Annotated in this window: 12 protein-coding genes; 7 read left to right on the plus strand and 5 right to left on the minus strand. The window is 63.5% G+C overall.

Going from position 1 to position 14,076, the window contains the following annotated elements:
- Positions 1 to 53 precede the first annotated feature (53 nt).
- From Q0687_RS32150 to Q0687_RS32160, 3 genes are read left to right on the plus strand one after another with little or no spacing between them, the layout of a single operon-like run.
- Positions 54 to 986, plus strand: coding sequence for a hypothetical protein (locus tag Q0687_RS32150; protein ID WP_298885809.1), 933 nt, complete (start codon positions 54 to 56; stop codon positions 984 to 986).
- 11 nt (positions 987 to 997) lie between these two features.
- Complete coding sequence (locus tag Q0687_RS32155; RefSeq protein WP_298885811.1) at positions 998 to 1,531, plus strand: hypothetical protein; 534 nt, start codon at positions 998 to 1,000, stop codon at positions 1,529 to 1,531.
- Positions 1,528 to 3,204 carry an AAA family ATPase gene (locus Q0687_RS32160; RefSeq protein WP_298885812.1) on the plus strand — a complete coding sequence of 559 codons (1,677 nt, stop codon included), beginning with the start codon at positions 1,528 to 1,530 and terminating at the stop codon, positions 3,202 to 3,204. The genes Q0687_RS32155 and Q0687_RS32160 overlap by 4 nt, the downstream gene beginning before the upstream one ends.
- A 715-nt stretch (positions 3,205 to 3,919) precedes the next feature.
- On the opposite strand, the gene Q0687_RS32165 is transcribed toward Q0687_RS32160, so the two are convergent.
- The 4 genes from Q0687_RS32165 to Q0687_RS32180 all read right to left on the minus strand — a co-directional run bounded on the left by Q0687_RS32165 (position 3,920) and on the right by Q0687_RS32180 (position 8,649).
- Entirely contained in the window at positions 3,920 to 4,177 is a 258-nt protein-coding gene (locus Q0687_RS32165; protein ID WP_298885813.1) for a hypothetical protein, read from the minus strand.
- Positions 4,178 to 4,272: 95 nt separating this feature from the next.
- Positions 4,273 to 4,797 (minus strand): hypothetical protein, encoded by a 525-nt coding sequence (locus Q0687_RS32170; RefSeq protein ID WP_298885816.1) that lies wholly within the window; start codon positions 4,795 to 4,797, stop codon positions 4,273 to 4,275.
- Between the two features lie 860 nt (positions 4,798 to 5,657).
- A complete protein-coding gene (locus tag Q0687_RS32175; RefSeq protein WP_298885818.1) occupies positions 5,658 to 6,440 on the minus strand; it encodes an enoyl-CoA hydratase/isomerase family protein in 783 nt (260 codons plus the stop codon).
- A gap of 118 nt (positions 6,441 to 6,558) precedes the next feature.
- On the minus strand, positions 6,559 to 8,649 hold the full coding sequence (locus Q0687_RS32180) for a molybdopterin oxidoreductase family protein (protein ID WP_298885820.1): 2,091 nt from the start codon (positions 8,647 to 8,649) through the stop codon (positions 6,559 to 6,561).
- A 232-nt stretch (positions 8,650 to 8,881) separates the two neighbouring features.
- Between Q0687_RS32180 and Q0687_RS32185 the strand changes: the two genes are divergently transcribed.
- The 4 genes from Q0687_RS32185 to Q0687_RS32200 are packed head-to-tail and all read left to right on the plus strand — an operon-like array spanning position 8,882 to position 13,161.
- Positions 8,882 to 9,856, plus strand: a complete 975-nt coding sequence (locus Q0687_RS32185) for a tripartite tricarboxylate transporter substrate binding protein (protein ID WP_298885822.1) — start codon at positions 8,882 to 8,884, stop codon at positions 9,854 to 9,856.
- Between the two features lie 13 nt (positions 9,857 to 9,869).
- Complete coding sequence (locus Q0687_RS32190) at positions 9,870 to 10,340, plus strand: (2Fe-2S)-binding protein (protein WP_298885824.1); 471 nt, start codon at positions 9,870 to 9,872, stop codon at positions 10,338 to 10,340.
- Positions 10,337 to 12,466 (plus strand): molybdopterin cofactor-binding domain-containing protein, encoded by a 2,130-nt coding sequence (locus Q0687_RS32195; RefSeq protein WP_298885825.1) that lies wholly within the window; start codon positions 10,337 to 10,339, stop codon positions 12,464 to 12,466. Before Q0687_RS32190 ends, Q0687_RS32195 begins: the two co-directional genes overlap by 4 nt.
- Entirely contained in the window at positions 12,463 to 13,161 is a 699-nt protein-coding gene (locus Q0687_RS32200) for a substrate-binding domain-containing protein (protein ID WP_298885827.1), read from the plus strand. Before Q0687_RS32195 ends, Q0687_RS32200 begins: the two co-directional genes overlap by 4 nt.
- 6 nt (positions 13,162 to 13,167) lie before the next feature.
- Here Q0687_RS32200 and Q0687_RS32205 read toward each other — a convergent pair whose 3' ends face one another.
- Positions 13,168 to 13,974: an SDR family oxidoreductase gene (locus tag Q0687_RS32205; protein WP_298885828.1), complete on the minus strand. Its 807-nt coding sequence runs from the start codon at positions 13,972 to 13,974 to the stop codon at positions 13,168 to 13,170.
- Positions 13,975 to 14,076: the final 102 nt, after the last annotated feature.

Here is a 14,076-nt window from a genome sequence, read left to right on the forward strand (position 1 = left end):
ATCCGGCGATGTTGGCTTCGCGATCTCTCACCCGACAGAAGAGAGACCATCCAATGACCATGCTTCCCAATGACCCGAGGCCCTTGGCCCGAGCGACTACCGTGTACCGCCCGGTGGGCGGCATCGAGAGCTTCCGCGAGATCCACGATGAGATCACCGACGTCTCCGTGACCTATGTTCCCTGGGCGATGTTGAAGGAACTGCCCACGCCCTCGGCGCCCGCCGGCTACGTCCTGGCAAATCACGCATTCGGCTATTTCGGCGAGACCAACGACTTCAAGCGCAGGCTGAACGAGCATGCTCGCGACAATAATAAGGCGTGGGTGCGCGAGGCTTTTGTCATCACCGGCAAGAGCAAGACGAGCGAACTGTGGTCGGAGCCCGCGACGGCCGAGTTTTTCCAATTTCGCTTCAACGAGCTGGCCGAGGAAGCCGGCCTTGTTGAGATTATCAAGGGTGTTCCACCGAAGCTTCCGCCCTTAACCGCATCGAAGCGCGCGACCCTCGAGGCGCTCGTCCAACAGACCATGCCGCTGCTCTTCGATGCCGGATGCAGGGCGTTTCACTCGAATTGCGCGAGCCAGCGCCGGCCGAGGTCTGAGGTCGAGTCCGCCGGCGCCGAAGAAGCCGGACCGATGGAGATCGGCGTCGTCGCCACGCCGCCGACGGGCGGCGAGGTCGATCTCGCCTATGGCGAACTCTGGGCGCGGGGCTTCTCGCACGAGCGCGGCTTCGTCGTCATGCCGGGCTCGGACGTCCGGGCCACGTCGAACCCGAGCGCTCGGGACTGGGTCGAAGCCCGGCGTAACGAGCTGAGGGCTTCCGGCGCCTTGGTGGCAATCCGGGGCCTCGTGGACCGCGAGCGTCTGTGCGTGTCCGTACGGTTCGCCTCCCTCTCCTCCGCGACGCAGCTCGTTACCGGTTCGCGCGACGGCGGCAAGTGGGTTCCAACCCGCCATCCGCATCCGTTCCTGCACCTGGTTTAGGGGCGCCGTTCATGAAAGTACACCAATCCTCTTCGCGTCTGCCCGCCACGAGCGGGAAACCAACCAAGTCCAAGCGGCGGGACCGCTGGCCCTTTAAGGCCGAGACTTGCTCGCCGCTGACGTGGTGGCGGCAGCTGCCCCCCGACGCGTTTGGCGAGCCCGAATGCCTGCAGTTGCTCAACGTCATCGGCGGAATCGACGTCCTCCGCGGCGGCGCCGATCTCGCGGCCGCGTTGCGTGGTGATGCGACGGCCGCCATCGATGCCGCCGTGCATCTTATACCGGTCGAAGAAATCACGTTGCCCGTCGACATCACGATGACGGCGCTCGTGTGCGCCGTGCTGGACGACAACGCGTCGGCCGCGCTGGTGATGGCTCAAGTCATCGGCCTCACATGTCTCGGTCACGAACGTGAGGTCGAACTCGCTGCCTCCTGGCTCGCATATGGCCGGCGGTGTTCAGCCGAGCCCGACAAGTTCGGCGACGCGGAAGCCGTTCTGATGGCTGCTTTCGAAGAGACCCGCCGGAAGGGGTCCGGCAGATGAGCAAAACGCCCAAATCAACCAAGACCGTCAAAGCCACGCCGTCCTTCAAAACGGTACCCAACGCCGCGGCCTCGGCCGGCGATCACACAGACGACGTCTTCGACCTGCCCGTCGTCGATGAGGACACTGTCCTGACCGGCGCGGCCGCCGACGCCACCGATCTCGAGGAGAAACTCAAGCACCTGCCCAGGATCCTGCGGATCGCGCTCCTTGTCGATCGAGAGAGAGGATATATCCACGATCGCCTCATCGCGGACATCGAAACGTTGTCGCCCGGCTTGGCGCTGACGGCGGCGTTCGCGACCACAGACAATCCGGCCACGGCGCTGGCCCTGGCCAAAGAGCTCGATCGGCTTGCCGTCGCCGACGATGTGCCGGAGCTCCGCCATATCGCAGACTGTGTCCGCCTGGTCAGCCTCCCGATTCAGAATGATCTGGCGGGTTCAGAAGACTATCGCCGCGTCACACAATCTCTCATGAATGCGCTAGCGCGCCTGCCGACTGACATCGATCCATCGCTTGGCGCCGAGATCGAAAGTTTCTGCATCGGTTGGGCGATGCTTCCCGCACTGAAGCATCGTCTGCCTCGTTACCGGCACCGTGACCAGACGGCCGCGAACCATGCCAGCTCACTTGGCGATCAGGCCGCGACCCGTCGCGTCGAGGCCGCCGAGGCGAACATCTGGACGAAGATCGAGGCGAGAGGCGCGAGCCAAAGCGAAAAGGCCGAAGACGCCGATGACCACACTTCGGCGCGGCCCCCTCAGTCGCCGACGGCGGGACCGAACCAATGCGTGGTCGCGCGCCTGTCCGAAAGGCAGATGAAGGCCTTGCGACTCAGGGAACTGCTGGCGCAGTACGATGGCGTGATCAACAAGGCCCTGCCGTTGATCGAGCCTCCGCCGCTCGAGGAAGTTCGCAAGGCGCTCCTGTTCGAATTTCCCTACGCGCAAAACGTCATCGACACCGTGCTTGGCGATCTCATCGGCAGGCCAACCATCCGGGTCGTTCCAACCCTGATCGTCGCCGAACCCGGCGCGGGCAAGACCCTCATCGCCCGCCGCATTGCCGAGCTTCTCAAAATATTCTGCTGGCGCACCGATTGTGCACGAACTGACAGTACTGTTTTCGGCGGCACCGACCGTCGCTGGAACTCTGCTGAGCCGTGTCATCCCTTCCTCGCCATCATACGAGCTGGCCATGCCAATCCGATGATTCTTTTGGATGAGTTGGATAAGGCGGGCGGCCCAGGTTCAGGCACGAGTGTCCCCTCCAACGGAGGAGGGCGGCTCTGGGACTGCTTGCTGGGGCTTGTAGAATCTGAGTCCAGCCAACGCTACCCGGACCCTCTTCTTCAGACTAATGTCGACTGCGCGCACGTCAGCTACTTGGCCACCGCCAACAGCGTGGCCGGTCTGCCCAGCCCTTTGCTTGACCGCTTCCGGATCATCCACATGGAACGGCCCTCGCGCGATCATTTGCAGGCCTTGTTGCCGGCCATTGTCGCCGATCTCGCCCGCGAGCGCGGTCTCGACGCCGAGTGGATTCCCATGCTCGATGGCGTTGAGCATGCTGCCGTTGCCTCGGTGTGGCCGGGCGGCTCCGTCCGGACCTTGCGCCGGCTGGTCGAGGTCATCCTGCGCGATCGCGACGCCCGCGCGACCCGAAACTAATTGAGAGCCCCCATGAACAAATCATCAAACATCCCATTTGTTTTGCCGCGGAAGCGACAAAAGAGTTGTTCTCCGGTCAAGATTGCGTCCGAGATTCGAGCCCGTGACACCGTAGCGCTCGGACAGTTGTGTCATGGCTCATATCGCGATCGCCCACAAGGCAGCGTTCGACCGCGGGGTCGCGGAGCGGCAGTGGCCACTCTTCGCAAATTGTCAGTGGGCTCGCTGGCAACGAGCATTGACTGGATGGCCCACTCCCTTAGCGGGGCATAACTGCTCGCATTTTGGTTTCTTCCATAACGCTTATCGCTTGCTCGACGACTACCACGCCGTGATGGAGATCCTGGCACGCAGTCTTCCAGACCTTGAATCATCCCGCCTCGATATTCTGCTCGATAGCGCTCGCCGTCCTCAGCATCGCATCCGGGCCATCCACGTCCCGTTGGCACTCAGGGACCTGATCAACCACCGCGGGTATGGCCGGAATGATACCGCCGACCGGCCCCCTAGGTCATGGTACATCGACGCCGACGCCACGGACGCCGAGCTCGACTATGTTTGGAAGCATATTTTTCAGAGAGAGCGTCGATATGGTGGTGCGCCCGGCCACATCGCTCAACATGCTGCGGCGAGGCGCATCCGTGTGCGTCGTTGCGAGATATCACCTGCCAATAGATCGTCTCGCACCGTCGGCGCCGCGCGCAGATCGCTGCCCTTAATCCCCCGCTTGATTAGTTCGATGATGGACGAGGCGTCCGTCCCAAGGATAATGAGCCGGGAGTTCGAGCAGTGGCGCGCTCGACACCACCGACGACTGTCGAGTGCACATTCTTGCTGCTATCCTGTCGGCGACGAACGCCTGCGCCACCTCGTAGACGGCCTTCTTTGCCTCAGGCAACTCGACAAGGTATTGCCCGAATCCCTCTGCCTTCCGCGCCTGATTCTCCAGCTCGCGGCGCATCTTGCCTGTCATCGAGTTCGGCTTTCGGCTTGTCCGCCCCATCGCATCGATCTCGATGGAGCGGCGCCGAGCGCCGTAGAGTGGGACGCGCTTCGCAGGACAGCGCTCTAGGTGGCCGGGCGAACACGAGGAGTACGGGCACGCGAACCACGCACCGGGTATCCGCATTCGGGATCCAACGCGATGGTCAAAGGGTCATTCGCCGGGAACCACTGCGACATTGCCATCCGCAAGCTGCCGTTGCTCCGCTTCCCGCGTCCCTGTCGTACGACCTCGCCGGTCACCCAGTCGAAGAAGTGCTCCGCCGTTTCGCAACCTGCCGCCGAGCAGCCTCCCACAATCTCCGCGAGCGTTTCCAGCATGATCTGCCCAACGACCGTCGGCTCGAAGCTCGAGGCGACTTCGTTCAGGCGCTGGAGGCTGGCGGCACTCATGGTATCCACGGTCGCGCTCAACTTGCCGAGGAACTCGCGAAAATCGCGACGCCAATCGCGCCACAAGCCGTCGTCGTACTGGCTGTGAAAGCGGTTCCGCGGCAGCGAATCGACATACGTCTGATCCGCTTCGATGGCATCGGACAGGTCTCCGAGGAACTCCTTGATATCGGCATGAACTAGCATTTTCGTCCGCATTTGATCTTTCCTGCTGTCTGGTTTAGGGTCCATGCAGCTCGCAGATGCGCAGCTGGCCCTTGATGCTATTTGCCGACATGTCAATGCTCAAACGGGATAGGGAAGCTAACTGAGTTAGCTTCCCACTAGCGGACTTTTCCACACCAATATTTTAGATGTCGCCCGCTGGGTGCTTAGGTCAGACGGCGATGTGTGCTCGTGTGAGTGACAGTCCCGGCGCCGACAGCGAGCCGAGGACATTCTCATCTCTTCGCCCTGACGATTCTGTGCCCCTCTTCAAGGTCAGCAACATTGCTTTCCTATCGACGTCCGGACGGCGCAGTCCATGGAGAATAAGGGCATGACACCGAGGTGCGCTAACTTTCTACAAAAGCACATCATTTACCTCGGAAGTTTCTCTCGCGATTGGAATTAAGACCGGGAGAAAGTCTGTGAAAAAGAGATCATTCCGGTCGCATACGCCCGTTTCCGTTCATAGCCTGCAAAAGCGAGCCCGAGGTGCAGGCTGAACCCTGCAACAATCTCGTTGCTGCGCGTGTCGTTCATATTGAACAGCTTACGCTGGCGCAGCTATGTCCGATGTAGTGGACAATCGGCCTGGGAACGAGTTTCCTTCCTGATCATTTCCCAAGGCGGCTTCACCGAGGCGCCGACAGCGACCTGACGGACGGAAGCACACCGCCGGCCGTAGTCGCTCGAACCACCAATTGCCTTCCTATGCCAACCGGACCTGGAAGCGGTTAATTGCGGCTTCCAAAGGCGCCGCTTGCAACGGACTAGAACAGCTTCCTCGAACATGATCGCTAAAAACGTTCTAAGCCGTTTGACCGCGGCCATTCTATATTATCTCAACATTGGGCTTACCGTCCTGTCCAGACCGGCTTCCGCTTCTCGCCGAACGCCTTGAGGCCCTCCCTGGCATCCTCGGTCATCGCCAGCAGTGCGATCTGGCTTTCCGTATAGGCGATGCTCTCGTCGAACGACATCGACGCGATCGCGCGCATCGCGTATTTGCCGCGGCGGATGGCGGTCGGCGATTTGTCGACGATGCGGCCGATCAGCCAGTCGACCTTGGCGTCGAGCTCGGCCGTTGGCACAACGTAATTCAAAAGGCCCGCATCCTTGGCCGCCTTCGCATCGAACGGCTCGCCGGTGAGCGCCCATTCGTTAACGAGGCGCCGCGGCGCGATCTCCTGCAGCAGGCTCAACACCTGCATCGGAAACACGCCGACCTTCACCTCCGGAAGGCCAAAGATGACATGGTCGGCCGCAATCGCCATGTCGGTCATGCACAACAGCCCCATGCCTCCGGCCATGCAGACGCCACTGAGGCGCGCAATCGCCGGCTTGGTCGCGTTCTGCGACAGGCGCAAGAGATCGGCATAGTCGACATTCGGCCTGGAATGATCCATCGCGAACGCTGCGCCCGAATTCTGCAAATCGGCGCCGGCGCAGAACGCCTTGTCGCCCGCGCCGGTCAGCACGATGACGCGGACCTCCTTGTCGTCATGCGCGTCGCGATAACCCTTGGTGATGCCGGCGATCACGTCGCCGTTCAGCGCGTTGCGCTTCTCCGGCCGGTTGATGGTGATCCAGAACGCCTGCCCGCGCTTCTCGGCGATGACGCCTGTGGTGTCGATCATGACGCAAAATCCTTGCTGCCGGTTTGCCGCCATTTGCGGCAGCTTCGGCGTGAGGTGCAAGGGCAATCTGCCGGGAGGGCGCCGCTTTAGCGCCTCGACACAAATTGGCGCGGGTGGCTCAGGCCCCGGTCGCCTTCCGGATCCAGACCTTGTTGTCGTGGAACGCAGCGCCGCCGATCGGCGCAATCGTATCGGCGCCGGTCAGCATGTTGATGCCGCGGCCGCCGATATGGTTCTTGTTCGGATGTACCGACTCCGCGATCAGCACGCCGCGCCGCACGCCCTCGAACAGCACAGCGATCAGCGTGGTCTCGCCCCTGAGATTGCCGAGTGTCACCGCGTCGCCATCGGCAATGTCGAGTGCAGCGGCATCCAGCGGATGGATCATCACGCTCGCTTTGCCCTCGCGCGCCTGCGAGGACGGGGTCTCGTTGAAGGTGGTGTTGAGGAAGCTGCGCGACGGGCTGGTCGCAAGCCGGAACGGATGGGCCTGATCGGTGTGCTCGATCACCGCCCAGTGGTCCGGCAAACCAGGCATCTTGTCGAAATCGCCCATGGTCTGGCCGAACGGCGGATGAGCCCAGTCGGCTTTGAAGTGAAACTTCTTGTCGGGATGCGCGAAGCCATCGAGATAATGCGAGGTGCGGAAGTCCGGCTGCAGATCGCGCCAGATGTCGGCCTCGAGGCCGGCAATGTCGCCATGGTCGCTCAGCTTCAAGGTCGTATCGATCAATTCGCGCGGGGTCATCTCGAAGCCCGGATGCTTCGCGCCAAGCCGCGGCGCCAGCGCCTGCAACAGCTGATGGTTGGAGCGGCATTCGCCGGGCGGGTCGATCAGCTTGGGGCCGACCGAGATGTGCTGATGACCGCCGCCGTAATAGAGGTCGTCGTGCTCCATGAACATGGTCGCCGGCAGCACGATGTCGGCCATCAGCGCGGTCTCGGTCATGAACTGCTCATGCACCGCGACGAACAGATCCTCGCGCGCGAAGCCTTGCCGAACCAGCGCCTGCTCAGGCGCCACCGTCATCGGATTGGTGTTCTGGATCAGCATCGCTTTGACCGGGCCCTTGCCGAGCAGAGCCTCAGCGTCGCCGGTGAGGATGCGGCCGATCTGCGACTGGTCGAGCGCGCGGACCGTCTTGTCGAGCGCGTCGTGGCCTTCGATGACGGATTCGTTGAAATGCCACAGCGCGTAATTGTTGAAGAAGGCGCCGCCGCCCTCGTACTGCCAGGCGCCGGTCACCGCGGGAATGCAGTTTGCGGCATGCATCTGCGCTGCGCCGTTGCGCGAACGCGTAAAACCGTAACCGAGCCGGAAAAAGGTCCGCTTGGTCTCGCCGACCGCCTTGGCAAAGGCCTCGATCTCGGCCACCGGCACGCCGCAAATTGCCGACGCCCATTCCGGCGTGCGTGTCTTGAGATGCGCCTCGAGCTCATTGGGGCAGTCGGTGTACTTGTCCATATAGGCGCGGTCGGCATAGCCGTCGCGGAACAATACATGCATCACGCCACAGGCGAATGCGCCGTCGGTGCCGGGCCGCAGCAGGATCTTGATGTCGGCCTGCTTCATCGTCTCGTTGTCGTAGATGTCGACGGCTGCGATCTTCGCACCGCGCTCCTTCCGCGCCCGCGCGGCATGGGTCATCACATTGACCTGGGTATTGACGGGGTTAGTGCCCCAGATCACGACGAGGTCGGACAGCGCCATCTCGCGCGGATCGACGCCGGCGATCTTTCCGGTGCCGATCGCAAAGCCGATGCGCCCGACATTGGCGCAGATGGTCTGGTAGAAGCGCGAGTATTTTTTTACATGCGTGAGACGGTTGAGACCGTCGCGCATCACCAGGCCCATCGTGCCGGCGTAGTAATACGGCCAGATCGACTCCGCGCCGAACTCGCGCTCAGCCTGGTTGAAGCGATCGGCGATCTCGTCGAGCGCCTCGTCCCAGGAGATCCGCGTGAACTGGCCGGAGCCCTTGGGCCCGATCCGGCGCATCGGAAACATCGCGCGCTCCGGATGATGGATGCGTTCGGCGTAGCGAGCGACCTTGGCGCACACCACGCCGGCCGTGTAGGTCTGCTTTTTCGAACCACGAACGCGGCCGATGCTGCGGCCTTCGACCACCTCGACATCGAGCGCGCAGGCCGACGGGCAATCATGCGGACAGGTGGAGTGGCGGATCTCGATCTTGGCGTGCTGGTTCATGGGCAATTTCGTAACATCAAAATAGTTGTGAGCCGAGGGCATTTATCCGGCAGTGCCCATGCAAAATGCTCAAACCATGCGCCGGACATGTTCCTCCCGCGACCGCGAAATGCCTCGCGGCCACACCGAAAAAGGGTCGATATTCCCGATCGAATCGACTTTGTGAGGCGTCGACAGTCCGCGTTCACTCCCTCTACAGTGCCGGCCAGTAAACGAGTTCAGGGAGGTGGGTGTGACGGCCCGACAAATTTCGCTGGCGCTGGCCGCCGGCCTGTTCGCCGCATTCTCTGCAAGCCCGTCCCCGGCGCAGGATTATCCCGCGCACGCGGTCCGCATCGTCGTGCCATTCGGCGCCGGCGGCCCCGCCGACGTCGCAGCCCGGCTGATCGGCCAGGCGCTCCAGGAGCGCTTTGGCCAGCCTTTCGTGGTCGAGAACCGCACCGGCGCTGGCGGCGTCATCGGCACCGTCGAGGCGGCGAAGTCGCCGGCCGACGGCTACACCCTGCTGATGATGTCCAACACCCAGACCGCGAATGAATCGCTGCTGACCGCCGAGCAGCGCAAATACGATCTGATGCGCGACCTCGCGCCGATCGCGCCGGTGAACTATTCCGATCTCGTCATCGTGGTGAACCCGCAAGTCCCGGCGAAGACGCTGGCCGAGTTCATTGCGCTTGCCAAGGCGCAGCCCGGCAAGTTGAACTACGCCTCATCGGGCCAGGGTACCCCCTATCACATGGCCGGCGAGCTGTTCAAAGCCATGGCCGGCATCGATGTCGTCCACGTCCCCTACCGCAACAGTGGCGAGGCGCGCAGCGGGGTGATCGGCGGCCAGGTGCAGATGATGATCGACGCCGTGCCGGCAATGGCACCGAACATCGGCGAAAACCAGGTCCGCGCACTCGCGACCACCGGCAAGCAGCGCTCTGCGGTGCTGCCCAATGTGCCGACCGCGGGTGAGGCCGGCGTTCCCGGCTATGAGGCGACGATCTGGCTCGGCCTGATGGCCCCGTCGGGCACGCCAAAGCCCGTGATCGACAAGCTCAACTCAGCCGTGAACGCGATGGTGAGGCGGCCCGACATCGTCAAGCTTTGGACCGAGCAGGGTGCCGTGCCCATGTCGATGACACCGGAGGAGTTCGACAAATTCCTGCGCGGCGACATTGTGAAATGGGCCGATGTCGTCAAGAAGTTCGACAAATCCTGAGGCTACGCCGGTCATGTCGACAATTCAGTTCAAGCTCAACGGCGCAGCGGTTTCCGTGGATGTTGATCCCGACCAGACGCTGCTGAACGTGCTGCGCGGCCAATTTGGGATCACCAGTCCGCATTTCGGTTGCGGTGCCGGCGAGTGCGGAGCCTGTCACGTGATGGTCGGCGACCGCGCGATGGCCTCGTGTGACATGCCGATGTGGTCGGTCGCAGACAAGGCCATCGTCACACTGGAAGGCCTTGGCACGGCCGAGCAACCGCACCCGCTGCAGCGCGCATTCATCACCGAACAGGCAATGCAATGCGGCTATTGTGTCTCAGGCATCCTGATTAGCGCGGCGGCGCTGCTCGCGCGCAACCCGTCGCCGACGGAGGCGGAGGTGAAGACGGCGCTCGATCGCAATCTTTGCCGCTGCGGATCGCACAATCGCATGGTTCGCGCCGTGCTGCGTGCGGCATCGGAGATGGCCACGTCATGAGTGCGCCACCCCCCGCGCCGAAACTGCCGGTCAGCCTGGTAGCCAACCTAAAGCTATCGTCGTGGGTGCGGTTCATCGGCGAAGGCCGGGTGGCTATCTTACCCGGCAAGGTCGAGATCGGCCAAGGCATCGTCACCGCGCTGGCGCAGATCGCGGCGGACGAGCTCGATGTCGAGATCACCAGGATCGAGATGATCCGCGCCTCGACGGCCACGAGCCCGAACGAGGGTGTCACCTCCGGCAGCTTGTCGATCCAGCAATCCGGTCGCGCGCTGCGCCACGCCTGTGCCGAGGTGCGCCAGCGCTTTCTCGCGGCAGCATCGGAGCGTCTCGGCGTCGATGCGGCGCTGCTCGGCGTCGAGGACGGAACGATCTCAGGGCCTGGCAATGTCAGAACCAGCTATTGGGAGTTGTCGGACGCCGTCTCGCTCGACCATGATGCCACGGCGGGCACGGTGGCGAAGTCGGCCGCCGCACGTAGCGTGGCCGGCCATTCGGTGCAACGCGTCGATGTCCCCGACAAGGTGTTCGCACGACCGCGCTTCATCCAGGATCTTGCGCTGCCAGGTCTCGTGCACGGGCGTGTGCTGCGACCGGACATCTCGCGGGCCAGGCTAACCACACTCGACGAAGCAGCCGCGCGCGCGGTCTCTGGGCTCCTCGCGATCGTCCGCGACGGCGGCTTTGCCGGCGTCGTCGCCGACAGCGAGGCCGCGGCCGAAGCGGCACTGAAGGCCCTGCGCAAGGGCGCGACATGGTCGGCCGGTGAGACGCTGCCCGATGAGAACGATCTGACTGACTTCCTGCGAAGCCAGCCGGTCGAGACGACGATCATCGACACCAGGACCGCGGCAGCGGCCAACGCCACGCGCACGCTCCGCCGGCAATACACCCGCCCCTACATCGCCCATGCCTCGATCGCACCATCCTGTGCGATAGCGCAATGGGATGGCGACCGGGTCCGTGTCTGGACGCACAGCCAGGGCGTCTATCTGCTCCGCGCCGATCTTGCGATCGTGCTCAAGCTGCCGCCCGACAGAATCGTGGTCGAGCACATGGAGAGCGCGGGCTGCTATGGGCACAATGCGGCCGATGATGTCGCGCTCGATACCGTGCTGCTCGCCAAGGCCGCCGGCGGCCGTCCGGTTCGGGTGCAGTGGTCGCGCCACGACGAGATGGCCCACGCACCGTTCGGTGCCGCGATGGCCATCGAGATCGAGGCCGACCTCGATGCCGACAACGAGATCGTCGGCTGGCGCCACGCGATCTGGAGCAATGGTCATACCGCACGGCCGGGGCGTGCGGCCCAGCCCGCACTTTTGGCGGCGAGCGAGATCACAAATCCCTATCCGCGCATGATCTCGACCAATCCGCCCCCCGCCAATGGCGGCGGAGCCGATCGCAACGCCGTTCCACTCTACGATCTCCCGGCCTGGACCATCACGAGCCATCGTCTGCTGACCATGCCGGTGCGCACCTCGTCGTTGCGGACCCTCGGCGCGCAAGGCAACGTGTTCGCGATCGAGTCCCAGCTCGACGAGGTCGCGGCCTTACGCGGCGAGGATCCCATCGCATTTCGCCTGCGGCACCTCCGCGACGAGCGAGCCAAGGACGTGATCCGCGCCGTCGCGCGACGTGCCGGGTGGAAGCCCGCGAGACAGACCGGTACTGGCTACGGCGTCGGCTTTGCCCGCTACAAGAACATGGGCGCCTATTGCGCTGCCATCGCCGAGATCGAAGGCGCCGACGACATCCGCGTGAAACGGCTGACACTGGCGGTCGACGTCGGCGAGGCCATCAATCCCGACGGCGTCATCAACCAGATCGAGGGCGGCGCGATCCAGGCCACGAGCTGGGTATTGAAGGAGCGCGTCCGCTTCGACCGCGCGCATATCACATCGACCTCCTGGACGGACTATCCGATCCTGACCTTCAGCGAGGTCCCGGCGGTTGATGTCGAGATCATCCAACGGCCGGACATCGAGCCGGTCGGCGCCGGCGAGGCCGCGCACGGCCCGGTGACGGCGGCGATCGCGAATGCGGTCTTCGACTGCCTCGGCGTCCGCATCCGCGACCTGCCGATCACGCGCGACAGGATCATCGCAGCCATGGAGCTTGCATCGTGACGTCAGTGAACATCTTGAGCGGCGGTGCGGCGCAAGGCCTTGTGCGCGGCCTTGCCGAGGCCTTCAAGGCGCAGACCGGCTTTGGCATCGACGGCGAATTCGGCGCGGTCGGCGTGATGGCGGACAAGCTTCGTGCAAGTACACCGACGGATCTCGTGATCCTGACGCACGCGCTGCTTGCGAAGCTTGCGGCGGAGACGCTTGTCGTCCCCTCCTCGATCACCGATGTCGGCCGGGTCGAGACCGCGTTGGCGGTCCGCAGTCGCGACCCCAAGGTGATCGCGAAGACGGAAGCCGATCTGCGCGACGTCCTGCGGTCCGCAGACGCCATCTACGTTCCTGATACCAAGGCCTCCACCGCAGGCCAACACGTCGCAAAAGTGCTGGATCAGCTCGGCATCGCCTACGAGGTCACTTCGCGCCTGAAAATCTATCCGAACGGTGCCACGGCGATGCGCGAACTCGCATCGTCCACCGCAACGCGGCCGATCGGATGCACCCAGGCGACCGAAATCATCGCGACCGACGGCATCGCGCTGTCTGGATCTCTGCCGCCGGGATGCGAGCTGGTGACGATGTACACAGCCGGCATCGCCGTGCAGGCAATCCATCCGAAGGAAGCGGCAGCGCTGATCGCGCTGCTGACTGGCGCAGATCATAGAGAGCTGCGCCAACGCATGGGCTTTGCAAACTAGATGGGCTTACTTGTGCAGCTGGGTCAGACCGGTCGGGGGGCCATCGACCCCGGTCCAGCCGCCGTCGACGAACAGCGTGCTGCCGCTGACATAGCTTGCGGCATCCGAAGCAAGATAGGCAACGGCCGTGGCGACCTCGTCGGCGCTGCTCCAGCGGTTGAACACGGTGTGGCCGGCATAGAGATTGTAGATGTCGGGCCGCTGCTTGAACGGGCTGGTCAGCGCGGTCTCCACGATGCTCGGCGCGATCGCGTTGACGCGCACGCCGGCATGGCCGACCTCGGAGGCAAAACCCTTCACGAGCAAACCGATCGCTGCCTTGGTCGAGCCGTAGATTCCGAGACCCGGCTCGATGGTTACGGCGCGCACCGAAGAGCAAGCGATGATGCTGCCGCCCTTCTGTTCGACCATGATCCGGCCGAACGCCTGGAAGAACCAGACCGTACCCTTGACGTTGAGGTTCAGGACGCGATCGAGATCCTCCTCGGTGTAGTCGAGGATGGTCTTGCGGATGTTGAGCCCGGGCGTCGTCACAGCGATGTCGAGCCGGAAAAATTTCTGCGTCACGATCTTGGCGAGCGCATTGACGTCCGTAGCGCTCGAAGCATCGCAACTTGCCGCCTCGGCCCAGCCACCCTTCTCGCGGATGCCAGCAGCCGTCGCCTCGGCCGCGTCAAGCGCGCGGTCGGCGCAGACGACGCGGGCACCGAGCCCCGCCAGCGCTTCGGCGGACGATTTGCCGATGCCAGATGCGGCGCCGAGCACCACGGCGGTCTTGCCGGTGAGATCGAAGAGCTTGCGATAGTCGGTCACGGTCACATCCTTTTCTTGTTGCAGCCAAGCTGCTCGTTGCGCACCAAACGGCCGGGATACGAGAGGTCCGCGTACAACGTTGGTACACCCGGCAGCCGCCCC

The organism is uncultured Bradyrhizobium sp. (assembly GCF_936928535.1).
Lineage (GTDB): Bacteria > Pseudomonadota > Alphaproteobacteria > Rhizobiales > Xanthobacteraceae > Bradyrhizobium.

Bases quoted from the DNA above. Each gene is read 5' to 3' on its own strand.
- Q0687_RS32155 (WP_298885811.1), top strand. From the start codon at position 998: ATGAAAGTACACCAATCCTCTTCGCGTCTGCCCGCCACGAGCGGGAAA.
- Q0687_RS32170 (WP_298885816.1), bottom strand. From the start codon at position 4,797: ATGCGGACGAAAATGCTAGTTCATGCCGATATCAAGGAGTTCCTCGGA.
- Q0687_RS32190 (WP_298885824.1), top strand. From the start codon at position 9,870: ATGTCGACAATTCAGTTCAAGCTCAACGGCGCAGCGGTTTCCGTGGAT.
- Q0687_RS32160 (WP_298885812.1), top strand. From the start codon at position 1,528: ATGAGCAAAACGCCCAAATCAACCAAGACCGTCAAAGCCACGCCGTCC.
- Q0687_RS32195 (WP_298885825.1), top strand. From the start codon at position 10,337: ATGAGTGCGCCACCCCCCGCGCCGAAACTGCCGGTCAGCCTGGTAGCC.
- Q0687_RS32150 (WP_298885809.1), top strand. From the start codon at position 54: ATGACCATGCTTCCCAATGACCCGAGGCCCTTGGCCCGAGCGACTACC.
- Q0687_RS32180 (WP_298885820.1), bottom strand. From the start codon at position 8,649: ATGAACCAGCACGCCAAGATCGAGATCCGCCACTCCACCTGTCCGCAT.
- Q0687_RS32165 (WP_298885813.1), bottom strand. From the start codon at position 4,177: ATGACAGGCAAGATGCGCCGCGAGCTGGAGAATCAGGCGCGGAAGGCA.
- Q0687_RS32175 (WP_298885818.1), bottom strand. From the start codon at position 6,440: ATGATCGACACCACAGGCGTCATCGCCGAGAAGCGCGGGCAGGCGTTC.